This window comes from Actinomycetospora sp. ABD4_176 (genome assembly GCF_056311855.1).
In genome coordinates, this window is the sequence record NZ_CM149974.1 from 5247191 (window position 1) to 5269450 (window position 22260).

25 protein-coding genes and 1 pseudogene are annotated in these 22260 nt (G+C 76.9%); 21 read left to right on the plus strand and 5 right to left on the minus strand.

The window, feature by feature from the left end:
• Nucleotides 1-35 precede the first annotated feature (35 nt).
• The 6 genes from mshB (at nucleotide 36) to ACYX4T_RS25420 (ending at nucleotide 5115) form a co-directional block, all read left to right on the plus strand.
• On the plus strand, nucleotides 36-896 hold the full coding sequence (gene mshB, locus ACYX4T_RS25395; RefSeq protein WP_476011991.1) for an N-acetyl-1-D-myo-inositol-2-amino-2-deoxy-alpha-D-glucopyranoside deacetylase: 861 nt from the start codon (nucleotides 36-38) through the stop codon (nucleotides 894-896).
• A gap of 65 nt (nucleotides 897-961) precedes the next feature.
• Nucleotides 962-1414, plus strand: coding sequence for a hypothetical protein (locus ACYX4T_RS25400; protein ID WP_476011992.1), 453 nt, complete (start codon nucleotides 962-964; stop codon nucleotides 1412-1414).
• 29 nt (nucleotides 1415-1443) lie between these two features.
• Nucleotides 1444-2271 (plus strand): hypothetical protein, encoded by an 828-nt coding sequence (locus ACYX4T_RS25405; RefSeq protein WP_476011993.1) that lies wholly within the window; start codon nucleotides 1444-1446, stop codon nucleotides 2269-2271.
• A 168-nt stretch (nucleotides 2272-2439) separates the two neighbouring features.
• Entirely contained in the window at nucleotides 2440-2760 is a 321-nt protein-coding gene (fdxA, locus tag ACYX4T_RS25410; RefSeq protein WP_476011994.1) for a ferredoxin, read from the plus strand.
• Nucleotides 2757-3908, plus strand: a complete 1152-nt coding sequence (gene dapC / locus ACYX4T_RS25415) for a succinyldiaminopimelate transaminase (protein ID WP_476011995.1) — start codon at nucleotides 2757-2759, stop codon at nucleotides 3906-3908. The genes fdxA and dapC overlap by 4 nt, the downstream gene beginning before the upstream one ends.
• Before the next feature lie 19 nt (nucleotides 3909-3927).
• Entirely contained in the window at nucleotides 3928-5115 is a 1188-nt protein-coding gene (locus ACYX4T_RS25420) for an MFS transporter (protein WP_476011996.1), read from the plus strand.
• A 9-nt stretch (nucleotides 5116-5124) separates the two neighbouring features.
• Here ACYX4T_RS25420 and ACYX4T_RS25425 read toward each other — a convergent pair whose 3' ends face one another.
• Genes ACYX4T_RS25425 through dapD form a run of 3 tightly spaced genes read right to left on the minus strand, consistent with a single transcriptional unit; the run spans nucleotide 5125 to nucleotide 7799 of the window.
• Nucleotides 5125-6303, minus strand: coding sequence for a cation:proton antiporter (locus ACYX4T_RS25425; protein ID WP_476011997.1), 1179 nt, complete (start codon nucleotides 6301-6303; stop codon nucleotides 5125-5127).
• An 11-nt stretch (nucleotides 6304-6314) separates the two neighbouring features.
• Nucleotides 6315-6797 carry a cation:proton antiporter regulatory subunit gene (locus ACYX4T_RS25430; RefSeq protein ID WP_476011998.1) on the minus strand — a complete coding sequence of 161 codons (483 nt, stop codon included), beginning with the start codon at nucleotides 6795-6797 and terminating at the stop codon, nucleotides 6315-6317.
• Between the two features lie 21 nt (nucleotides 6798-6818).
• The gene (gene dapD / locus ACYX4T_RS25435; RefSeq protein ID WP_476011999.1) at nucleotides 6819-7799 is read right to left on the minus strand and encodes a 2,3,4,5-tetrahydropyridine-2,6-dicarboxylate N-succinyltransferase; all 981 of its coding nucleotides are present in this window, start codon (nucleotides 7797-7799) and stop codon (nucleotides 6819-6821) included.
• Between the two features lie 53 nt (nucleotides 7800-7852).
• Here dapD and ACYX4T_RS25440 point away from each other — a divergent pair, with 53 nt between their 5' ends.
• A complete protein-coding gene (locus tag ACYX4T_RS25440) occupies nucleotides 7853-8479 on the plus strand; it encodes a DUF1275 family protein (RefSeq protein WP_476012000.1) in 627 nt (208 codons plus the stop codon).
• Between the two features lie 48 nt (nucleotides 8480-8527).
• The gene (gene dapE / locus ACYX4T_RS25445; RefSeq protein ID WP_476012001.1) at nucleotides 8528-9607 is read left to right on the plus strand and encodes a succinyl-diaminopimelate desuccinylase; all 1080 of its coding nucleotides are present in this window, start codon (nucleotides 8528-8530) and stop codon (nucleotides 9605-9607) included.
• Nucleotides 9608-9962: 355 nt separating this feature from the next.
• Here dapE and wrbA read toward each other — a convergent pair whose 3' ends face one another.
• Nucleotides 9963-10595: an NAD(P)H:quinone oxidoreductase gene (wrbA, locus tag ACYX4T_RS25450; protein WP_476012002.1), complete on the minus strand. Its 633-nt coding sequence runs from the start codon at nucleotides 10593-10595 to the stop codon at nucleotides 9963-9965.
• Between the two features lie 123 nt (nucleotides 10596-10718).
• Between wrbA and ACYX4T_RS25455 the strand changes: the two genes are divergently transcribed.
• The 9 genes and pseudogenes from ACYX4T_RS25455 (at nucleotide 10719) to ACYX4T_RS25495 (ending at nucleotide 17591) form a co-directional block, all read left to right on the plus strand.
• Nucleotides 10719-11498: an LOG family protein gene (locus tag ACYX4T_RS25455; protein WP_476012003.1), complete on the plus strand. Its 780-nt coding sequence runs from the start codon at nucleotides 10719-10721 to the stop codon at nucleotides 11496-11498.
• Entirely contained in the window at nucleotides 11495-12058 is a 564-nt protein-coding gene (locus ACYX4T_RS25460) for an LOG family protein (protein WP_476012004.1), read from the plus strand. The genes ACYX4T_RS25455 and ACYX4T_RS25460 overlap by 4 nt, the downstream gene beginning before the upstream one ends.
• Nucleotides 12058-12921 (plus strand): dihydropteroate synthase, encoded by an 864-nt coding sequence (gene folP, locus ACYX4T_RS25465; protein ID WP_476012005.1) that lies wholly within the window; start codon nucleotides 12058-12060, stop codon nucleotides 12919-12921. The genes ACYX4T_RS25460 and folP overlap by 1 nt, the downstream gene beginning before the upstream one ends.
• A 25-nt stretch (nucleotides 12922-12946) precedes the next feature.
• Nucleotides 12947-13888 carry a glucosyl-3-phosphoglycerate synthase gene (locus ACYX4T_RS25470; protein WP_476012006.1) on the plus strand — a complete coding sequence of 314 codons (942 nt, stop codon included), beginning with the start codon at nucleotides 12947-12949 and terminating at the stop codon, nucleotides 13886-13888.
• A gap of 50 nt (nucleotides 13889-13938) precedes the next feature.
• A pseudogene (locus ACYX4T_RS25475) lies at nucleotides 13939-14217 on the plus strand (DivIVA domain-containing protein); the annotation flags it as partial.
• A 304-nt stretch (nucleotides 14218-14521) separates the two neighbouring features.
• Nucleotides 14522-14989 (plus strand): SRPBCC family protein, encoded by a 468-nt coding sequence (locus ACYX4T_RS25480; RefSeq protein ID WP_476012007.1) that lies wholly within the window; start codon nucleotides 14522-14524, stop codon nucleotides 14987-14989.
• Nucleotides 14990-15017: 28 nt separating this feature from the next.
• Complete coding sequence (locus tag ACYX4T_RS25485; protein WP_476012008.1) at nucleotides 15018-15653, plus strand: DNA-3-methyladenine glycosylase I; 636 nt, start codon at nucleotides 15018-15020, stop codon at nucleotides 15651-15653.
• A gap of 127 nt (nucleotides 15654-15780) precedes the next feature.
• Entirely contained in the window at nucleotides 15781-15948 is a 168-nt protein-coding gene (locus ACYX4T_RS25490; RefSeq protein ID WP_133827309.1) for a DUF3117 domain-containing protein, read from the plus strand.
• 77 nt (nucleotides 15949-16025) lie between these two features.
• Nucleotides 16026-17591 carry a leucyl aminopeptidase family protein gene (locus ACYX4T_RS25495; RefSeq protein ID WP_476012009.1) on the plus strand — a complete coding sequence of 522 codons (1566 nt, stop codon included), beginning with the start codon at nucleotides 16026-16028 and terminating at the stop codon, nucleotides 17589-17591.
• On the opposite strand, the gene ACYX4T_RS25500 is transcribed toward ACYX4T_RS25495, so the two are convergent.
• Nucleotides 17588-18388: an O-methyltransferase gene (locus ACYX4T_RS25500; protein ID WP_476012010.1), complete on the minus strand. Its 801-nt coding sequence runs from the start codon at nucleotides 18386-18388 to the stop codon at nucleotides 17588-17590. The two genes, ACYX4T_RS25495 and ACYX4T_RS25500, sit on opposite strands and share 4 nt — an antisense overlap.
• Before the next feature lie 222 nt (nucleotides 18389-18610).
• Between ACYX4T_RS25500 and sigE the strand changes: the two genes are divergently transcribed.
• The 4 genes from sigE to tatB all read left to right on the plus strand — a co-directional run bounded on the left by sigE (nucleotide 18611) and on the right by tatB (nucleotide 22184).
• Entirely contained in the window at nucleotides 18611-19306 is a 696-nt protein-coding gene (gene sigE / locus ACYX4T_RS25505; protein WP_476012011.1) for an RNA polymerase sigma factor SigE, read from the plus strand.
• The gene (locus tag ACYX4T_RS25510; protein WP_476012012.1) at nucleotides 19303-19899 is read left to right on the plus strand and encodes a zf-HC2 domain-containing protein; all 597 of its coding nucleotides are present in this window, start codon (nucleotides 19303-19305) and stop codon (nucleotides 19897-19899) included. The genes sigE and ACYX4T_RS25510 overlap by 4 nt, the downstream gene beginning before the upstream one ends.
• A gap of 147 nt (nucleotides 19900-20046) precedes the next feature.
• Nucleotides 20047-21729 (plus strand): S1C family serine protease, encoded by a 1683-nt coding sequence (locus ACYX4T_RS25515; RefSeq protein ID WP_476012013.1) that lies wholly within the window; start codon nucleotides 20047-20049, stop codon nucleotides 21727-21729.
• 11 nt (nucleotides 21730-21740) lie between these two features.
• Nucleotides 21741-22184: a Sec-independent protein translocase protein TatB gene (gene tatB / locus ACYX4T_RS25520; protein WP_476012014.1), complete on the plus strand. Its 444-nt coding sequence runs from the start codon at nucleotides 21741-21743 to the stop codon at nucleotides 22182-22184.
• Nucleotides 22185-22260: the final 76 nt, after the last annotated feature.

Below are 22260 nucleotides of genomic sequence, written 5' to 3' on the forward strand. Positions count from 1 at the left end.
CGCCGGCCGCGCCGAGCACCTACGGTCACGTGCTCGTGAGCCCCGGTCCGCTGCTGCTCGTCCACGCCCACCCGGACGACGAGACGATCACCTGTGGCGGGGTGATGGCCCTCGCGTCCGCGGCAGGCGTGCCCGTGACGCTCGTGACGTGCAACCGCGGCGAGCAGGGCGAGGTGATCCCGCCCGAGCTGGCGCACCTCACCGGCCCGGCGCTGGGGGAGCACCGCGAGGGCGAGCTCGCGAAGGCGTGCGCGGCGCTGGGCGTCACCGACCACCGCTGGCTCGCCGGTGCCGGCACGTGGCAGGACTCGGGGATGGAGCGCGTGGGCGAGGGCATCCTCGCGGCCGCGCCGTCGGTCATCGCGCCGGGCTCGTTCGCGGGCCCGGAGGGGTTCGACGCGCAGGTGGCGTCACTCGTGGAGGTGCTGCGCGAGGTCCGACCGCAGGTGGTCGTCACCTACGACGCGCACGGCGGCTACGGCCACCCCGACCACGTGCGCGCGCACGACATCACCATGGCCGCGGTGGAGGCCGTCGACCCGGACGCCGCGGAGATCACCGTCGCCGCCACCGCCGCGGCGCACGACGAGGTCGCGGCGGGGCTCGCGGCGCTGCGCCGCCGGTCGTGGCTGGGGCTGCCGGTGCCGCCCGTCGAGGACCTGCCGACGGTGCCCGACGCCACGATCACCACCCGGGTGCCGCTGGGCGGGGCGCGCATCCGCAAGCTCGCCGCGCTGCGCGCCCACGCCACCCAGATCGCGGTGTACGACGACGGCAGCGAGCCCCCGGCGTTCGCGCTGTCCAACGGCCTCGCCCAGCCGGTGCTGCCCGCGGAGTGCTTCGTGCACCTGCGCGGCCCCGCGAGCGCGCCGGACGACCTGTTCCCGCCGGCGTGACCGCGTCCGGGGGGAGCGGGCCCGGGGGGAGCGGGCCCGCGAGCAGCGAGGGTGTCCCCGGCTGCGTGGCCCGTAGCGAGCGTGACCCTCGCTCGACGACCCCAGCCGCGCGCGCAGCCCGCGCCGTCCTCCCCGTCGCCGTGGTCGTCCTGCTCGCCGTGGACGCGGTGCTGCTCGCGTGGACCGAGATGGCGTGGCTCACCCTGCGCACCGCCGACGCCGGGCTGCCGCTGCCGCTCTCGGCGCTGGTGGCGCTGGTGACGACGCCGGTGCTGGTGCTCGCCGCGGACGCGGTGCAGCCGGCGGGGCGGGCGCCGGCGGTGCCGCTGGCGGCGTGGACGCTCACGGTGCTCGTCGCGGGCCTGTGGAGCCCGGCGGGCGCGGGGGTGCTGCCGCCGGACTGGCGCGCGGTCCTGCTGCTCGGCGCCGGGGTCGTGCCGGGCGCGCTGGCGCTGTCGTGGCGCTCGGGCAGGGCCGCCCGGCGCGGCGGGGGTGTCGCCCCGCCGTCCGGGGGTTGAGCCGGGCGACCGTCGGGAAACGAGCCGCCATGCCCGCCATCCCCGACGAGCACGTCGTGCGCGTCCTGCGGCCCTTCGTGGCCGCCACCGGCCCGGTGCTGCGCGGCCTGCGCGACGCCGACCCCTTCCGTCTCGGACGCCTGGCCCGCCGCCGCGCGCTCGAGCTGCAGCAGGGCGGCCAGGAGACGGCCCCGGCGCCCACGACCCGGCGCGGGAAGCTCGGGCGGGCGGCCCGCACGGCGCGCGCCCGCGTGCTCGACCGCCTGGCCACCTCGAAGCTCCCCGGCACCCCGCGCTGGCAGACGATGAGCCCCGAGGAGCGCGACCGGTGGTGGGTGTCGCGGGTCGGCCGCTTCACCTCGGTGGTGGCCTCGATCCCGGGCATCGGCGGTGCGCTGGCGCGCCGGCTGCCCGTCTCCGACATCCTCGGGCTCGCCGCGCAGGGCCTCGTGGTCTGCGCGATCGCGAGCGAGCACGGCATGGACGGGCGCGACGAGCAGGTGCGCCTGCTCGCGTCGGTGCTCTTCGGCCGCGACGTCGACCCGCGCCGCCACGGCGACGCCCACGGCGCCGACGTCGAGCGCGAGGCCGGCGAGCTGGCGGGCACGGTGAGCACCGAGCGCGAGGAGCGCGGGCACCTGTCCGCGCTGGCCAGCGCCGTGTGGCGCATGGGCAAGACGCTCTGGGGCCTGCAGGGCGAGCTGGACCGGCGCCCCCAGGGCAACCGGTTCTGGCGCGCGCTGGCCAACCTGCCCGTCGTCGGGGCCCTCGCCAGCTACCGCAGCGAGCGCTCGGGCCTCAAGCGCGCCGCCCGCGCGGCGGCCCGCTGGGTGGCGCGCGAGCAGGGTCGGGCGTGACGATGTGACGGCTGACATGCCGCTGCGGGGCATTCAGGTCGCCCCCGCACGGGCATGACGCGGCGGCGACCGGAATACTCGCCGCAGGCGCCATCCGCGGCCGCGTGCCACCACCACGCGTGGGTCAGGGTCGTGCCGGACTTTCGTGAGTGAGGAGCAGGAGCAGACGTGACGTACGTGATCGCCGAACCGTGTGTCGACGTGCTCGACAAGGCGTGCATCGAGGAATGCCCTGTCGACTGCATCTACGAGGGGGGCCGGATGATGTACATCCACCCCGACGAGTGCGTCGACTGCGGGGCGTGCGAGCCGGTCTGCCCGGTGGAGGCCATCTACTACGAGGACGATGTCCCGGACCAGTGGTCGGTCTACACCCAGGCGAACGTCGACTTCTTCGACGAGCTGGGTTCGCCCGGCGGCGCGGCGAAGGTCGGCAAGGTCGAGCGCGACGCGGGCCCCGTGCCCGACCTGCCGCCGCAGGGGGAGTGACCACCGACCGGACCGCGGGTCCGACGCGCGTCCGGTTCCCGGCGCTCCCGGACTTCCCCTGGGACAGCCTCGCCGGGGCCGCCGCGGTCGCCCGCAGCCACCCGGACGGGGTGGTCGACCTGTCGGTCGGCACGCCCGTCGACCCCGTGCCCACCGCGGTGGGCGAGGCGCTGCGGGCGGCCTGGGACTCGCCGGGCTATCCACAGACCTGGGGGACGCCGGCGCTGCGCCGGGCCGCGGTCGCCGCGCTCGCCCGCCGGCACGGCGCGGCCGGGTCGGCCGGTGAGGACCTCGACCCCGACGCCGTGCTGCCGACGATCGGCTCCAAGGAGCTGGTGGCCTGGCTGCCGACGCTCCTGGGGCTGGGTGGCGGCAACGGGTCCGACGACCTCGTCGCCTTCCCCGACCTCGCCTACCCGACCTACGAGGTCGGCGCGCAGCTCGCCGGCGCCCGCCCCGCGCGGGTGGGCGACGACGAGCCGCTGCCCGCGGGCACCCGCCTGGTGTGGCTGAACTCGCCGTCGAACCCGACCGGCCGCGTCCTCGACGCCGCGGCGCTGCAGGCCCGCGTCGCCGAGGCCCGGGCGCTGGGGGCGGTCGTGGCCGCCGACGAGTGCTACCTCGCCCTGCCCGGACCGGGCGTGGTGACGACGTCGGTGCTCGACCCCGTGGTGCACGGCGGCGACCTCACCGGCCTGCTCGCGGTGCACTCGCTGTCGAAGACGTCGAACCTCGCGGGCTACCGCGCGGGCCTCGTCGTCGGCGACCCCGCGCTGGTGGCCGGCCTGCTGCAGGTCCGCAAGCACGCGGGGATGATCGTGCCGCGCCCCGTGCAGGAGGCGATGACGGCGGCGCTGGGCGACGACGTCCACGTCGCCGAGACCCGCGCGCGCTACGACGCCCGCCGGACGGTCCTGCGCCCCGCGCTCGAGGCCGCCGGCCTGCGCGTCGAGCACTCCGAGGCGGGCCTGTACCTCTGGGCCACCGCCGGCGAGCCGTGCCGCGCCACCGTCGACCGCCTCGCCGCGCGCGGCGTCCTCGTCGCCCCGGGCGAGTTCTACGGGCCCGCCGGCGCGTCCCACGTCCGCGTCGCGCTGACGGCCTCCGACGAGGGGATCGCCGCCGCCGCGCGACGCCTGGCGCAGTGACGGCGCTGTGCCGCGCGGGGTGACACCGCCGGACACCCGGCAGCCGGTGCGGCCGGTCGTCGTCCTGCTCGGGGTCCTCGCGCTGGGCCTCAACCTGCGCGCCGCGCTGTCGGTCTACCCGCCGCTGCTGGAGACGGTCCGCGCGGACCTGGGCGTCTCCGCGGGCTTCGCGGGGCTCGTGCAGGCCGCCACGATCCTCATGATGGGCGCCGGCTCGTTCGCCGCGCCCGCGCTCGCGCGCCGCACGGGACGTGAGCAGGCCGCGGCGCTGGGGATCGCGGCGATCGCGCTCGGCACGCTGACCCACGGCCTGCCCGCCGCGGTGCCGCTGGTGGCCGGCAGCCTCGCGATCGGGTTGGGCATCGGCGTCGTCGGCGTCGCCATCACCGGCATCGTCCGCGACCACCTGCCCGACCGCGCCGGCGCCGCCACCGGCCTCTACACGGTGTCGATGATGGGCGGCGCCACCGTCGCCTCGCTGACCGCGCTGCCGCTGCAGGACCTGCTCGGCGGCTGGTGGTGGGCGCTCGCGGCGTGGACGGTGCTCGCCGTGCTCGCGCTGGTCGTGTGGTGGCCGGTGACGCGGCGCCTCCACGACGTGCCGGCGCCGCCACCGGTGCACCTGCCGTGGCGCAACCGCTTCGCGCGGCTCGCCGTGCTGTTCCAGGCGATGTCGTCGGTGCAGTTCTACGGGTGGCTGACGTGGCTCGCCCCGCTCTACGAGGCGCAGGGGTTCTCGACGGCCCGCGCCGCGGTCGTGCTGTCGGTGTGGAACGTCGTGCAGATCCCGGCGGCCCTGCTGGTGCCGGTGCTGGCCGAGCGCCGCCGCGCCTGGGCGCCGTGGGCGGCGTTCTGCGTGGTGTGCGCCGGGATCGGTGTGGCGGGGATCCTCGCGGCGCCCGTGCTGCCGGTCGTCGGGCCGTGGCCGTGGGTGGTGCTGGCGTCGGTCGCGGTGGGCGCGGGCTTCCCGCTGGGCCTCGCGGTGGTCGCCTGGCGGACCCCGGACGGCGCGACGTCGGCGTCGGTCTCCGCGCTGACCCTCGGCTCGGCCTACGTGCTCGCCGCGCTCGCGCCGCCGGTGATGGGCGTGCTCATCGACCTCGCGGGCTTCCGCGCGGCGCTGGGCGTGATCCTGGCCGCCGTCGTGGTGCAGGGCGTCGCGGTCGTGCGGCTGGGCCCCCGGCGGGTCACGTACGAGGGCTCCTGAGCCCGCCCGTCAGCCCGCCGACGGCCGCAGGCGGCGCGTGACGGCCCCGTGCACGGGCTCGACGACCCGCGCGGCCACCGGGCCGAGGACGGCCATGAGCAGCACGTACGTCGTCGCCAGCGGCGCGAGGCCGGGGTCGACGGAGCCCGTGGTCAGCGCCAGCCCGGCGATGACGATCGAGAATTCGCCGCGCGCCACGAGCGCCGCGCCGGCGCGCCAGCGGCCGAGCCGCCCGACCCCGATCTGGCGGGCGGCGAACCAGCCCGCGCCGAGCTTGGTCGCCGTCGACACGATCGCCAGCGCGATCGCGGCCGGCAGCACCGCGGGGACCTGGCGGGGATCGGTGTTGAGGCCGAAGACGACGAAGAACACCGCCGCGAACAGGTCGCGCAGGGGTGCGAGCACGCGGGTGGCGTTCTCCGCGGTGTCCTCGGAGATCGCGATGCCGAGCAGGAACGCCCCGACCCCGGCGGAGACCTGCAGCTGCGAGGCGACCCCGGCCACGAGCAGCGCGATGCCGAACACGCGCAGCAGGAACACCTCGGTCGTCGGCGACTCGACGACCATGGAGACGAACCGCCCGTAGCGCAGCGCCACGACGAGCACGACGATCAGGAGCACGACGGCGATCGCGACTGTGCGCAGGCCCGCCGCGAAACCCAGCGCGGCGAGCGCGGCGGTGGTGATCGGGAGGTAGAGGGCCATCGCCAGGTCCTCCATGACGAGGACCGACAGCACCGCGGGCGTCTCCCGGTTGCCGAGCCGGCCGAGCTCGTCGAGGACCTTCGCGACGATCCCCGACGACGACACCCACGTGACCCCGGCCATGGCGAGCGCCCCGAGCGGGCCCCACCCGAGGATCAGCGCGGTGATCGCGCCGGGCGCGGCGTTGAGGACCATGTCGACGATCCCCGCGAGCCACGACCGGCGCAGGCCGCCGATGAGGTCGGACGCGGAGTACTCGAGGCCCAGCAGCAGGAGCAGCAGGACGACGCCGACCTCGCTGGCGACGTCGGTGAAGGGCTCGATGCCCTCCAGCGGCACCAGGCCGCCGGCTCCGAAGGCGAGCCCGCCGAGCAGGTAGAGCGGGACGGGGGAGATGCCGAGGCGTCCGGCGAGGCGCCCGAGCACGCCGAGCCCGAAGAACAGCGCGCCCAGCTCGATGAGCGAGAGCGCGGTGGTGTGCACGGCCGGGGGCCTCAGCCGTCCTCGAGGATCGCGGCCGCCTGACCGAGACCCTCGCCGGTGCCCACCACGACCACGAGGTCGCCCGCGCGGAACACGAACTCCGGGCCCGGCGACGGCGACACGACGTGGTCGCGCACCACGGCGACGATCGAGGCGCTGGTGCGCGAGCGCATGCCCGTGTCGCCCAGCGTGCGGCCGTCGTACGGCGACCCCGCGCCGACCGGGAACTGCGCGGTGCTGATGCCCTCGACCTCCCGCTGCTGGTCCTGCAGCTGCGCGACGAGGTTCGGCGCGCCGAGCAGGGTGCCGAGCGCCTGACCCTCGGCGTCGGACAGCGCCACCGACGCGCTGCACGCGTCCGGGTCCTCGCGGCCGGACACCAGCAGCTCGCGGTGCCCGTCGCGGTGGGTCAGCACCCCGATCCGGCGCCCGGACGCGGTGTCGAACTCCTGCTTGGTGCCGATCCCGGGCAGCCGGGTGACCTCGACGTCCACGATCGCCAGGCTACGTCGGCGTCAGTCGTTCGCGTGCAGCGCGCTGTTGAGCTCGACCCGCGCGCCCTCGGTGCGCGGCAGGGCGTGGACGGTGCCGGTGACCGAGTCGCGGCGGAAGAGCAGCCCGGGGCGCCCGGAGAGCTCGACGGCCTTGACCACGCCCCCGTCCTCCAGGGTCACGCGCGTGCCCGCGGTGACGTAGAGGCCGGCCTCGACGACGCAGTCGTCGCCGAGCGAGATCCCGATGCCGGCGTTGGCGCCGAGCAGGCAGCGCTCGCCGATCGCGATGACCTCCTTGCCGCCGCCCGAGAGCGTCCCCATGATCGACGCGCCGCCGCCGACGTCGGAGCCGTCGCCGACGACGACGCCGCCGGAGATGCGGCCCTCGACCATCGAGGTGCCCAGCGTGCCGGCGTTGTAGTTGACGAAGCCCTCGTGCATCACGGTGGTGCCGCTCGCGAGGTGCGCGCCGAGGCGCACGCGGTCGGCGTCACCGATGCGCACGCCCGACGGGACCACGTAGTCGACCATGCGCGGGAACTTGTCGACCGCGTAGACGGTGACCGGGCCCCGGCCCCGCAGGCGGGCCCGCACGCGCTCGAACTCGGGGACCGGGCAGGGGCCGTGGTTGGTCCACACGACGTTGGCGAGGTGGCCGAAGATGCCGGTCAGGTCGACGCCGTGGGGCGTGACGAGGCGGTGGGAGAGCAGGTGCAGGCGCAGGTAGACGTCGTACGCCGACGTCGGCGGGCCGGTGAGGTCGGCGACGGTGCGCACGGCGACGACCTCGACACCGCGGTCCTGGTCGGTGCCCAGGGCGTCGACCAGCGACGGCTCGAGCTCCCCGGCGGGCACGATCACCGTGCCCGGCTCCTCGGCCATCCCGTCACGGGCATCGACCAGCTCGGGCAGCGGATACCAGGTGTCGAGGACGGTGCCGTCGAGGGCGACGGTGGCCAGTCCGACGCCGAGGGCGCGGGAGGGCTGCGCGGGGGTGCTCATCGTCCGCCAGGCTATCGGTCCGAGCAGCGGAGGCGCCGACGACGGGAGCGCGCATGGCCGATCGTGCGGCCCGACGGGTCGGGACGGCCTCCACGGTGCTCGCGGCGGCGTCCGGTGTCGTCGACCTGTGGGCCGTGACCAGCCTGGGCGGGCCGTTCGCCGGGGTGGTCACCGGCAACCTCGTCGCCGTCGGGGGCGCCCTCGGGCGGGGTGACCTGATCGGGGTGTGGCCCCCGCTGGTGGCGGTGCTCGCCTTCGCCGCGGGGGTGGCGGCGTGGTCGTTCGCCTGGCGGCGGCGTCCACGCGCGGTCGCGGCGCCCCTGGTCGCGGAGCTCGTCCTGCTCGCCGCCCTGGCGGGGGCGTGGACGCTGCAGGCCGTGCCGACGCTCGTCCTGCTCGCCGGCGCGGCGGTCGCGATGGGCGGGCAGAGCAGCATCGCGCTGCGGCTGGGCGAGCCGACCACCTACCTCACGGGCATGCTGACGGGCGCGATGGTGGCGCTCGTGACCGGCGGCCCGCGCCGGCGGGTCGTCGCGCTCAAGCAGCTGGTCGCCGCCGTGGGCGGCGCGGCCGCGGCCGCGGTGGTCCTCGGGGTGCTCCCGTCGGCGGTCCCGGCGCTCGCCCTGGTGCTCGCGGGGGTCGCGCTCGTCGTGCTCGGACGTCGTCCCGCCACGCGGTGAGGCGTCCCCGGCTCCGACGGACCGAACACCCGGTTAGCCTCCGGCAGCGTGAGTGCCCCGCCCGTGACCCTCGACCTGCTCGCCGATCCGGTGTCGCTGACCGCCGCGCTGGTCGACGTCCCGAGCGTGTCCGGCGACGAGGAGGCCCTCGCCGACGCGCTCGAGGCCGCGCTGGCGAGCCAGGCGCCGCACCTGGAGCTGCTGCGCTCGGGGCAGGCGCTCCTCGCCCGCACGCGCCTCGGGCGCCCGCGCCGGGTGCTGCTCGCCGGGCACCTCGACACCGTGCCGATCGCCGACAACGTCCCCTCCCGGCGCGACGGCGGGACGCTGTACGGCTGCGGGACGAGCGACATGAAGTCCGGGGTGGCGGTGATGACGCACCTCGCCGCCGCGCTCGTCGAGCCGGCCCACGACGTCACGCTGGTGCTCTACGACTGCGAGGAGGTCGAGGCGTCGCGCAACGGCCTCGGGCGCCTCGAGCGCGAGCACCGCGACTGGCTCGACGCCGACCTCGCCCTGCTCGGCGAGCCGACGTCCGGCCAGGTCGAGGCGGGGTGCCAGGGCACGCTGCGGGTGGTGGTGCGTACCGCGGGACGGCGCGCGCACTCGGCGCGGTCGTGGCTGGGCAGCAACGCGATCCACGCCGCGGCGCCGGTCCTCGCGCGGCTGGCGGAGCACGAGGCGCGCACCGTCGACATCGACGGGTGCGTGTACCGCGAGGGCCTGCAGGCGGTGCGGATCGCCGGCGGGGTGGCGGGCAACGTCGTGCCCGACGTCTGCGAGGTGACCGTCAACTTCCGCTTCGCGCCCGACCGTTCGCTCGACGACGCGCGCGCCCACGTCGCGGAGGTGTTCGCGGGGTACGAGCTGACCGAGACCGACGCCTCCCCGGGCGCGCTGCCGGGGCTGTCGGCGCCCGCCGCCGCCGACTTCGTCACCGCGACCGGGACCGTGCCCGTCGCCAAGTACGGCTGGACCGACGTCGCCCGGTTCGCCGCCCTCGGCATCCCGGCGCTGAACTTCGGCCCGGGCGACCCGAACCTCGCCCACACGCGCGAGGAGTCGGTGCCCGTCGCGGCGATCTCCGAGGCGTGCGACGTCCTGCGCACCTACCTCACGCGCGCCTGAGGGGCCGCCCGCGTTTCCGAGCGAAGGGCACCTTCGATCGCATAGACGGGCGGAGGGCGCCCTCCGCCGGAACGCCGAGCGGGCGCGATGTGACACCACGGTGGGTCCCGGGAGATCACGGGCGCGCCCATCGACCCGCTGGCCCCGGTGAGACGTGCACCCGGATGCCCGTGATCTTGCCGGCTGGCGGGAGAAGCCGGTCCGGGTGAACGAAGGGTCCCTTCGCTCGCCTAGGCCGAGCAAGGGGGGCCCTTCGCTCAGAACCCCGGGCGCGCATCGACCGCGCCGGCGAAGGGCGCCCACCGCCGGGTAGTTCGAGCCAAGGGGCCCTTCGCTCGAACCACCCGGGCGAGCCTCAGACCGCGGCGACCTCGCTGCGGCCCGCGACGAGCTGGCGGGTGACGGTGGCGATGCGCTGGCCGGCGTACTGCGTGGCGTGGCGCGTGTCGTCCGAGATCGGGATCGAGCCCTGGCCGTCGACGTGCGACGGGCCGTAGGGGTTGCCGACCGTGAACTGGATCGGGTCGGTGTAGCCCGGGGTCACGATCACGCCGCCGAAGTGGTGGATCGTGTTGTAGAGCGCGAGCAGCGTCGACTCCTGGCCGCCGTGGGCGGTCGAGGTGGACGTGAAGCCCGAGTAGACCTTGTCGGCGAGCTGGCCCTGCGCCCACTGCGGGCCCAGGCTGTCGATGAACTGCTTGAGCTGCGCGGCGACGTTGCCGTAGCGCGTCGGCGAGCCGAACACGACCGCGTCGGCCCACAGCACGTCGTCCGCCGTCGCCTCGGGGACGTCGGCGGTCGCCTCGGCGTGGCGCTGCCAGGCCTCGTTGGCCGCGATGGCCTCCGGCGGCGCGAGCTCGTGCACCTTGCGGAAGCGCACCTCCGCGCCCGCGTTCTCGAGGCCCTTCGTGTACTCCTGCGCCAGCTCGTGGACGGTGCCGGTCGAGCTGTAGTAGATGACCGCGACCTTGGGCGTGACCGTCGCCATGGGTGGTTCCTCCTCGGGGTGGTTCGTGCTTCAACCATCCCGGGCGTGCCACACGACGGGCCGTCGCAAACCGTCGACCCGGCGGTCCGGCCCCGTTCGGGTCGGGCTCCTAGGCTCGGCCGCATGCTCCACGACGACCCGGCGGGCACTGACGCCACCGCGCCGCGCCCGACCACCATCGACCGCCGTCGACCGGAGCACCGCGACCCGGCACGGCTGAGCTCCACCACCGACCAGCGCCTGCTGGACTCGCGCGGGCCCGCGGACTGGGTGCACTCCGACGCCTGGCGCCTCCAGCGCATCCAGGCCGAGTTCGTCGAGGGCTTCAGCGTCCTCGCCGAGATCCCGCGCGCGGTGACGGTGTTCGGGTCGGCGCGCACCCCGCGCGAGCACCCCGACTACGCGCTCGGCATGGCGCTGGGCGGGGCGCTGGCGAACGCGGGCTACGCGGTCATCACCGGTGGCGGTCCCGGCGTCATGGAGGCCGCCAACCGCGGCGCCGCCGAGGCCGGCGGGCTGTCGGTCGGCCTGGGCATCGAGCTCCCCTTCGAGCAGGGCCTCAACCCGTGGGTCGACCTCGGCGTCGGCTTCCGCTACTTCTTCGCCCGCAAGACGATGTTCGTCAAGTACGCGCAGGCCTTCGTCTGCCTGCCCGGCGGCTTCGGCACGCTCGACGAGCTGTTCGAGGCGCTGGTGCTGGTCCAGACGGGCAAGGTCACGCGGTTCCCGGTGGTGCTGCTGGGCAGGAGCTACTGGGGCGGGCTGGTCGAGTGGCTCGCGGGCGCCGCCGTCGAGGCGGGGACGATCAGCCGCCACGACGTCGACCTCGTCCACCTCACCGACGACATCGACGAGGTGGTCGCCATCGTCGAGGAGGGCTTCCGCGAGGTCGTGGGCTCGTGAGGGTCTGCGTCTTCTGCGCCTCGGGCCCGGTGCCCGAGACGGCGATCGCGCTGGCCGGCGAGGTCGGCACCGCGATCGCCGCGCGGGGCTGGAGCCTCGTCACCGGCGGCGGGCGCGTCTCGATGATGGGTGCGGTCGCCCGCGCCGCCCGCGAGGGCGGGGCCCGCACGGTCGGCGTCATCCCCGAGGCGCTGGTCGCGCTCGAGGTGGCCGACGACCGGGCCGACGAGCTCGTCGTCGTCGGCGACATGCGCACCCGCAAGGCCGAGATGGACGCGCGCAGCGACGCGGTGCTCGCCCTGCCCGGCGGGCTCGGGACGCTCGAGGAGCTCTTCGAGGCCTGGACGTCGCACGCGCTGGGGATGCACGACAAGCCGGTGGTCGTGCTCGACCCCGACGGCCACTACGACCCGCTGTTCACGTGGCTCGACGACCTGCGCGGCACCGGGTTCGTCACCGCGCGCGGGATGTCGGGGGTGGTGCGCGCGACGACCGTCGACACCGCCCTGGACGCGCTCGACCCGGCCCGCACCTCGGGGGCCGTGTCAGGATCGGGGTGATGACCACACAGCGGCCCCTGCTGCCCCCGGACGGGCGCGTCGCGGTGATGGCGATCGTCAACCGCACGCCGGACTCGTTCTACGACCGCGGCGCCGCGTGGGACCCGGCGGCGGCGCTCGACGCGGTGGACCGCGCGGTGGCCGAGGGCGCGGACGTCGTCGACGTCGGCGGGGTCAAGGCCGGCCCCGGGCCCGGGGTGGACGTCACCGAGGAGCTGCACCGGGTGCTGCCGACCGTCGCGGCCGTGCGGGAGCGTCACCCCGCCATCGCGATCAGCGTCGACACCTGGCGGGCGGAGGTGGCGCGCGAGGTCTGTGCCGCGGGCGCGGACCTCATCAACGACACGTGGGCGGGCGTGGACCCGCAGCTGGGCGAGGTGGCCGCCGAGTTCGGCGCGGGCATCGTCTGCTCGCACACCGGCGGCGCGGTGCCCCGCACCCGGCCGCACCGCGTGCGCTACGCCGACGTCGTCGCGGACGTCGTCGCCGAGGTCACGCGGCAGGCGCGGGCCCACGAGCGCGCGGGCGTCGACCCCTCGCGCATCCTCGTCGACCCCACCCACGACTTCGGCAAGAACACCTTCCACGGTCTCGAGCTGCTGCGCCGCCTCGAGGAGCTCGTCGCGCTCGGGCGCCCGGTGCTCATGGCCCTGTCGAACAAGGACTTCGTCGGCGAGACCCTCGGCACCACCGAGCTCAGCGAGCGCCTCGAGGGCACGCTCGCCGCGACGGCCGTGGCGGCGTGGGCGGGCGCGCAGATGTTCCGCGCGCACGAGGTGGCGGCCACCCGCCGGCTCGTCGACATGGTGTCGGCGATCCGCGGCGACCGCGCCCCGGTCCGGACCGTGCGGGCGCTGGCGTGAGGGCACCCGCGCCGGAGGCGCACCGGTGAGGGACGCGACGGAGGACTGGTTCGCGCGCCGCACCTGGGCGCGCCCGGACTGGACGGCCGAGGCGCTCACGGCGGCCAAGCGGGGGCGCACGGTGTCGGTGGTGCTGCCGGCCCTCGACGAGGAGGCCACGGTCGGCGGTGTCGTCGCGGCGGTGCGCCCGCTGCTCGGCACGCTGGTCGACGAGCTCGTCGTCGTCGACTCCGGCTCCACCGACGCCACCGCCGAGCGGGCCCGCGGGGCCGGCGCACGGGTCGTGCCGCGCGACGCCGTGCTGCCCGACGTCCCGGTCCGGGCGGGCAAGGGCGAGGTGCTGTGGCGCTCGCTCGCCGCGACGTCGGGGGACCTCGTCGTCTTCCTCGACTCCGACCTCGTCGACCTCGGCCCCGACTTCGTCACCCACCTGCTCGGCCCGCTGCTCACTGTCGACGGGGTCGCCCTGGTCAAGGGCTTCTACCACCGGCCGCTGCGCATGTCCGACCACGACGCCGCCCTGACCGGCGGCGGGCGGGTCACCGAGCTCACCGCGCGCCCCGCGCTCGCCGCCCTGCGCCCCGAGCTCGCCGGCGTCGTCCAGCCCCTCGGCGGGGAGTACGCCGCCACCCGCGAGCTGCTCGAGTCGCTGCCGTTCGCCGCCGGGTACGGCGTCGAGATCGGCCTGCTGCTCGACACCCACCGCGAGCGGGGCCTCGACGCGATCGCGCAGGTCGACCTCGGGGTGCGCAAGCACCGCCACCGCGGTCTCCGTGCGCTCGGCGCGACGGCCGCCGAGGTGCTCGACGCCGTGCTGCGCCGCTGCGTGCCCGGCCACGCCGGCAGCGACCCGCTGACCCAGTTCGTGCCCGTCGACGGCGACTGGCTCCCCGACGAGCAGTCCGTCGCCACCACCGATCGCCCGCCGCTGGCGTCGGTGACGACACGGCGCGCCACCGGGAGCTGACGGGCGGTAGCCGGCGGGGAGCGTCGGGACGGGCACCTACGATCGGGGGCATGGGCAGCGCGCTGGTGTACGTCATCGTGGTCGGCCTCGTGGCCGCCGCGGTCTACCTGCTCGCCGCCTTCGTCTTCGGCCGGGGCGAGGAGCTCGCGCCCATGCCGCCCGGCGCCACGCCCACCCGGCTGCCGGCGCGCGACCTCACCGGCGGCGACGTGCGCGACCTGCGCTTCCAGCAGACCCTGCGCGGCTACAAGTGCAGCGAGGTCGACTGGGCGCTCGAGCGCCTCGCCGCCGAGGTCGACGCGCTGCGGGCGCGGGTCGAGGCGATGGAGGCCGGCGCCGCCGGGGACGGGCCCGCGGTCGCGTCGGCGGCGGTGGTGCGCGTCAACGGCCACGGGCGGGACGCGGGGGGCGAGCCGGGCGAGCCGGGCGGGCCGGCCGACGGGCTCGCCGACCCGACGCCCACCGACCCCACGGGCCCCGCCGGTGACCCGGGTGGCAACGGCGCGTCGGCGGGCCCCGCGCGGGGAATGACCGGCATCGACGGTCCGCGGCGCTGAGCCGACGGAGCGGAGATCGGACACTCATCGTCGGCGGAGCCACTCCGCCGACACTCCGGGCGAGGCGGGAGCGGACATGGCGCGGCGCGAGATCACGGTGTCGGTGGACGTCGACGCCCCGGTCGAGACGGTGTGGCGCGAGGTCACCGACTGGGAGTCCCAGGGCGAGTGGATGCTCGGGACGTCGGTGAAGGTCACGCGCGGCGACGGCACGAGCATCGGCTCGGAGCTGGCCGCGACGACGGGCGTGGGCCCGCTCGGGGTCACCGACACCATGGAGATCGTCGGCTGGGACCCGCCGCACCGGGCGACCGTCCGGCACACCGGTCACGTCGTGCGCGGCAGCGGCGTGTTCACCGTCCTGGAGCGCCGCACCGACGACGGGCGCGAGGCGGCGACGTTCGTGTGGAGCGAGCAGCTCGACCTGCCGCTGGGCCCGCTCGGGGCCCTCGGCTGGCCCGTGGTCAAGCCGGCCTTCGCCTGGGGGCTGCAGCGCTCGCTGCAGGAGCTGGCCCGCCGGTGCGAGCGGGACGCGACACGGTGAACGACACGGTCGGGGACGGGGTGACGGCGTGACCGCGGCGCCGACCGCCGTCGTCGGTGCCGACGGCGTCGGGCGCTGCCCATGGGGCGCGGGGGACGGGCTGCTCGCGGAGTACCACGACACCGAGTGGGGCCGGGAGCTGCGCGGCCGCGACGCGCTCTACGAGCGGATCAGCCTCGAGGCGTTCCAGTCGGGGCTCTCGTGGCTCGTCGTGCTGCGCAAGCGCCCGGCGTTCCGGGCGGCGTTCGCCGGGTTCGACCCGGAGGCGGTGGCCCGCTTCGGCGAGGACGACGTGGCGCGCCTGCTCGCCGACGCCGGCATCGTCCGCAACCGCGCGAAGATCGAGGCGACCGTCGCCAACGCCCGCGCCGTCCTGGGGCTCGCCGAGCGCGACGAGGACCTCGACACGCTGCTCTGGTCGTTCGCGCCGGCCCCGCGCCCCGCGCCGCCGAGCTTCGCCGACGTCCCCGCGACCACGCCGGAGTCGACCGCGATGGCCAGGGCACTGCGGGCCCGCGGCTTCCGGTTCGTCGGCCCGACGACGTGCTACGCGCTGATGCAGGCGACCGGCATGGTCGACGACCACGTGGCCGGCTGCTTCCGCGCGGCGGGGTCGGCGGAGGACGGGGGACGGCGCCTGACCGGGGAGGACACGCCCGGATGATCGCTCCGGTGTCGTGCCGGTCGGACGCATAGGGAAGAATCGTCGCCTGTCACACGGCGCTCGCTCCCCGGTGGTCCCTTCGGGCGACGGGAGGGCGAAGACGACCAGCTCGTGGAGGGAGCACGCTATGGCGGCCATGAAGCCCCGGACCGGTGACGGTCCCCTCGAGGTCACCAAGGAGGGGCGCGGCATCGTGATGCGCGTGCCGCTCGAGGGTGGGGGGCGCCTCGTCGTCGAGATGACGGCCGACGAGGCGGGCGACCTGCGGGAGGCCCTGCAGGGCGTGGTCGGCTGAGCACCCCGACGCCCGCCGGGCCGGACGGCGCCGCCGGGGCGGACGGCGCCGTCGCCTCCGTGGGCTCCGTGGGCTCCGTGGGCTCCGTGCCCTTCGCCGCCCCGGCGCTGCCCACCCCGCTCGCCGTCCTCACCCCCGAGGCGCCCGCCGGCGCCGTCGCCGTGCTGCGCTGGCGACGGCGCGACGAGCGCACCCCCGACCAGGGCACCGGCGACACGGCCACAGACGGCAGCAGCACCAGCACCGACGGCAGCAGCACCAGCACCGACGACGACGCCCCCCCGGTGGTCGAGGGCGCCCCGCCCGGCTGGCGCCCCTCGGCGGGCGCCGTGGTCGCGCTGCCCGGCGAGGCCCCGGGGAGCTGGCTGGTCGGGGCCGGTGAGGGCCGCGCCCGCGACTGGCGCTCCGCCGGCGCCGCGGCGGTCCGCGCGGTGCGCGACGCCCCGGCGCACGCCCTCGGCGACGCCGTCGCCGACGGCACCCGGAGCGCGCTCCTGCGCCCCGACCGCGACGAGGACCGGCCCGCCGGCGCCGACGAGTGGGCCGCGCTGGCCCTCGGCGTCGTCCTCGGCTCGCACCGCTTCACCGTCCGCCCCGACGGGGCCCCGCCGCGGGTGCGCGTGCACCTCGACGTCCCCGCCGAGCACCACGACGCCGTCGAGCGCGCCGTGGAGCTCGCCACCGCGACCGCGCGGGCCCGCGATCTCGCGGACACGCCCTCGGGCGCCAAGTCTCCGGCGTGGTTCGCCGCCACGGCGGGCGAGCTCGTCGCCGACGCCCGCGGCCTCGAGGTCACCGTGCGCGACGAGGACTGGCTCGCCGCGGAGGGCTTCGGCGGCGTGCTCGCCGTCGGCGGCGGCTCGTCGCGCCCGCCGCGGCTGCTCGAGCTGACCTGGTCGCCGACCGACGCCGACCCCGCCGCCGGGCACGTCGTGCTCGTCGGCAAGGGCATCACGTTCGACACCGGCGGTATCTCGATCAAGCCGAACGCCGGCATGGCGGACATGCGCACCGACTGCGCCGGCGGCGCGGCGGTCGTCGCCGCCCTGCGCGCGCTGGCCCGGCTGCGCGTGCCGGTGCGGGTGACCGGGCTCGTCCCGCTCGCGGAGAACCACGTCTCGGGCTCGGCGTACCGCCCCGGCGACCTGGTGCGCCACCGCGGCGGGACCACCACCGAGGTCACCAACACCGACGCCGAGGGCCGCATGGTCCTCGCCGACGCCATCGCCTACGCGCTCGAGGTGCTCGCCCCCGACGTCGTCGTGGACGTCGCCACGCTGACCGGGGCGATGAAGGTCGCGCTCGGCGTGCGCACCGGCGGCGTGTTCGCCAGCGACCCGGCCCTGCGCACGGCGGTCGTCGAGGCCGGCGCGGCGACGGGGGAGTCGTGGTGGCCGATGCCGCTGTCGGCGGACCTCGACCCCGACGTCGACTCCACGATCGCCGACGTGCGCCAGGCCCCGGGCGGCCCGGGCGGGATCGCGGCGGCGCTCTTCCTGCGCCGCTTCACCGACGGCCGGCCCTGGGCGCACCTCGACATCGCCGGGCCCGCGCGCTGCGACAGCCCGCACGAGGAGGTCGCCAAGGGCGCCACGGGCTTCGCCGCCCGCACGCTCGTGGAGCTCGTCGCCGCCCGCGTCTAGCGACGGGCCGCGCAGAGCAGGCCCTCGGCCACCGGAAGCAGCAGGGGCACGAGGCGCTCGTCGTCGCGCACGAGGCGCAGGGTCTCGCGCAGCGCGCCGGCGACCGCCTCGCGGCGCACGGGGTCCGCGACGCGCCCGGACCACAGGACGTCGTCGACGACCACCACCCCGCCGGGGCGCAGCAGGCGCAGCGACGCCTCGAGGTCGCGGGGGGACTCGGTGGTGACCCCGTCGACGACGACGAGGTCGTAGCCCGTGTCGGACAGGCGGGGGAGCACCTGACGCGACGTGCCCTTGATCATGCGAACCCGGTTGGCCGCGAACCCCGCCTCGACGCACGCCGCGCGGGCCCGGGCCTGGCGGTCGCCGTCGGGGTCGATGCTGGTCAGCAGCCCGTCGGTGGGCATCCCGCGCAGCAGGGCGACGGTGCCGAGGCCCAGGCCGGTGCCGATCTCGACCACCGCGCGCGCCCGCGTGGTCGCCGCGAGGAACGTCAGCGTCGCGGCGGTGGCGGGTGCGACGGGCACGACCCCCTCCGCGACGGCGCGCTCGCGCAGCCCGGCGAGCAGCTCGTCCTCGGCGAGGAACGCCTCGGCGCGCTCGGCGAGGCGGGTCCGCGCGCGGGTGCGGGCGGCCTCGGCATCGGACGAGCCATCGGACGAGGCGTCCGGCTCGCGTGCGTCGCCGACGGCCACCGGGCCGGTCGGGGCGTCGGGGGTGCGCCGGACGGCCCGCAGCGGGCGGGACGGGCCGCGCGCGCCGCCGCCCCCTCGCCCCCCGGGGCGTCCCGTCGCCATCCGTGCAGGCTAGATCGGACTGCGGGCGCGGGGCGGCGTGCCGCGCCGACACGCCGCCGACACGGTCGGGGTGAGGAACGGGTCACCCCGGCGTCGGTGAAACTCAGGGGTCTCTCAGGCCGACCTCACCCCCGTGACATCACGGGCCGCCAGAGTGGTGGCCAGGTCGCCGGGCACCCCCGACCGGCGCCCCCGCCGACGAGCCGAGGAGCGCGCCCGCCGATGCCCGACCGCCCCGTCCCCGCCGCCGACGCCGCCTCCCCCGGTCCGGTGCCCGACGGCGTCCGGCCGTCGCACGGCGGGACGGCCCTGCTCGAGCGTCCCGAGGTCACCACACCGGACGACCCGTTCGCCGACGGCACCGAGGCCTGGGTGCCGCCGACCTGGGACGACGTCGTGCGCCAGCACGCCGACCGCGTCTACCGCCTCGCGTACCGCCTGACCGGCGACGCCCACGACGCCGAGGACCTCACGCAGGAGACGTTCATCCGCGTGTTCCGGTCGCTCGCGGGCTACAAGCCCGGCACGTTCGAGGGCTGGCTGCACCGCATCACCACGAATCTCTTCCTCGACATGGTGCGCCGCCGCGCCCGCCTGCGGATGGAGGGCCTGCCCGAGGACACCGACCGCCTCCCCGGCGGCGGCCCCGACCCCGAGCAGGTGTGGTCCGAGGCCCACCTCGACCCCGACCTCCAGGCCGCGCTGGACGCCCTGGCCCCCGAGTTCCGCGCCGCCGTCGTGCTGTGTGACGTGGAGGGTCTCTCGTACGAGGAGATCGCGGCGACGCTCGGTGTCAAACTGGGGACCGTGCGAAGCCGCATCCACCGCGGGCGCCAGTCGCTGCGCGCCGCGCTCGAGTCCCGTGCCGCCGACCGGGTCGGCGCCGGCCCACGGAGGTCGCCGGGGAGGTCGCTGTGATCTCCGGGCGCACCGGGGGCTGGCCGCGTCGGTTCACCGACGCCGGCCACCTCGCGCTCGACGCCGTCGTCGCGTTCGTCGACGACGAGCTCCCGCCCGGGCCGGCCCGCCGGGCCGCCGCGCACGTCGACCGCTGCCTGTCCTGTGCCGCCGAGGTGGCCGCGCAGCGCCAGGCGCGACGACGTGTCCGCGCCGCCGGGGGACCGGCCGTGCCGAGCTCGCTGCTCAGTGCCCTGTGCTCGATCCCCGACGCCGCCCCCCTGCCCGAGCCGCCCGCCGGGCTGGGCGTCGGCCCCGACGGCGAGCTCGGCGTCCCCGCCGAGACCCCCGCCCGCGGCCGCCGCACGCGGCGCCGGAGCCTCGGCGTGCCCGTGGCCCTGAGCTCGGGGGTGGTCGTCGGCGCCGCCGCCCTGGCCGCCCTGTCCGGGCCCGCCGTCGTGGCGGGCACAGCGCCAGCCTCCGCGCCCGCGCCCGGCGCGCCCGGCGTCGTCACGCCCACCGTCACGCCCACCGCGGCGGCCGCCGACCTCGCGGTCCGCGCGCGCACCACCACCTCCCCGGCGCCGGGCCTGCCCGGACCGGGCGCTCCCTGACCCACCCCCTGACGGGCCCTTCACCGCACCGGTCGCACGCTGTGACCGTGTCGACGCGTGCCGCGGGCCGAGGCTCTACGGTGGAGGGGCGATGAGCACCACCGTTGAGCCCGGGCTGCGGCCCGCCGCCCCCCGCGGGGAGGGGCCATGAGCGGACCCACCGACCCGCGCCCCGACAACGGGCACTCCGTCTCCGGCAACGGCAACGGCCGTGGCCCGGGCAACGGCCACGCCGCCGACGGGTACGGCCCGGCGCCGACGAACGGGCACGGCACGAACGACACCCGGGGCGCCGCCTCCGAGGGCACGGCCCACCCGAACGGCGCCGCCCACGCCAACGGTGCCTCCCACCCGGACGGCGCCGCCCACGCCAACGGCGCCTCCCACGCCAACGGCCATGCCGTCGACGAGCGGGAGCTCGCCGCCGTCTTCGGCCGACCCGCGGGGGTCGAGGGCGGCTTCGGCGCCCGCAACGGCGACGCGGGCCGGCGCCCGGCCGGGCACCGCGACGCGCCCGCCCCGGCGCTCACCGCGGCGTTCGGGCGCCCGGAGGGCGGCGCGGCGACGTCGCTGCAGCGCCCCGAGCGGCCCCCGGAGCGCTCCACCGACGAGCCCGACGACTTCTGGTCGGGCGAGACCGCGACCGCCGACCCCTGGCGCGACCCCGACACGGGCGCCGAGCTCGGCGGCCCGGCGCTGGGCGAGTCCCGGGCCGGCGAGGCCGCCCGTCCGGTGGGCCCGCGCCTCTCGGCGCGCGAGCTGATCCTCGGCCGCCGCGTGCAGCCGGCCGCGCTGGCGCTGCTCGCGGTCGTGGCGCTGCTGCTCGGCGGGGTCGGCGGCGTCGTCGGCTGGGCGGTCGCGGGCGGCGCCGACAGCCTCGTCGACCCGGGCGCCACGCTGACCCCCGTCGAGATCGGCCGCGAGCGCCCGCCGGGCTCGGTCGCCGAGGTCGCGGGCCGCGTGGCCCCGGCGGTGGTCTCGCTCGAGCTGCAGGCCGGCACCAGCGGCGGCACCGGGTCGGGCGTCGTGCTGAGCCCCGACGGCTACATCGTCACCAACAACCACGTCGTCGAGCTCGCCGCCACCGACCCCCGCGCCACCCTCGAGGCCGTCTTCGCCTCCGGGTTGCGGGCGCCCGCGCGCGTCGTCGGCCGCGACCCGCAGACCGACATCGCCGTGGTCAAGGTGGACATCGCGAACCCCGTGGTCGCCCAGCTCGGGCGCTCGTCCGAGCTGCGCGTCGGCGACGGCGTCATCGCGATCGGCTCGCCGCTCGGCCTCGCGGGCACGGTCACGGAGGGCATCGTCAGCTCGGTCGACCGCCCGGTGCGCCTCGACGCCGAGTCGGCCGAGTCCAACCCCGTCATCGACGCCATCCAGACCGACGCCGCGATCAACCCCGGCAACTCCGGCGGCGCGCTGGTCGACACCTCCGGGGCCGTCGTCGGCATCAACACCGCGATCCGGACCCTCGGCGGCGGGGAGGGCGGCTCCATCGGCCTCGGGTTCGCCATCCCGATCGACGACGTCCGCGTCATCGCCGAGTCGATCATCCGCACCGGCGGCTACACCCACAGCGACCTCGGGGTGAACGCGAAGTCCGTCACGGACGGCACCGCGGACGGTGCGCAGGTGCTCAACGTGCGTCAGGGTGGACCCGCGTCGCGCGCCGGGCTGCTGGAGGGCGACGTGGTCCTGCGGGTGGACGGCCGGCCCATCGGCTCCGCCGACGAGCTCGTCGTGGCCGTGCGGGAGCACCCGCCCGGGCAGACGATCACCCTCGGCGTGGTGCGCCAGGGCCGTCCGCTGACGCTGCAGGTCACGCTCTAAGGGGGCGCGGGGTGTTCGACAACATCGGGTGGCCCGAGCTGATCGTCCTCGCGCTCGTCGGGCTGTTCGTCCTCGGACCCGAGCGCCTCCCGGCCGCGGCGGCGTGGGTGGCGAACACCGTGCGCGCGATCCGCGACTACGCCACCGGCGCGCGCGACCAGCTGCGCCAGGAGCTCGGGCCGGAGTTCGACGAGCTGCGCAAGCCGCTTGAGGACCTGCGCTCGGTGCGCGACCTCGACCCCCGCCGGGCGGTGCGCCAGCACCTGTTCACCGAGCCGCCCGTCGACGGCACCTGGAGCGGGTCGCCGACGCCGGGGACGACCGCGGGCACCTCCGCCGGTGCGGCCGCCGGCGCGGCCGGTCCCGCGACCACGACGCCGGCCGTCCGCCGCCCCGAGGCCGCCCGCCCGCTGGGCCCGGGCGAGATCGCCCCGGTGGACCCCGACGCCACCTGAGAGGCCGCCCGTGTCCCTCCTCACGAGGTGTCTCCGGGCACGGGTGGGCGGCGGGCCGGCTGTTACCGTCGATCAA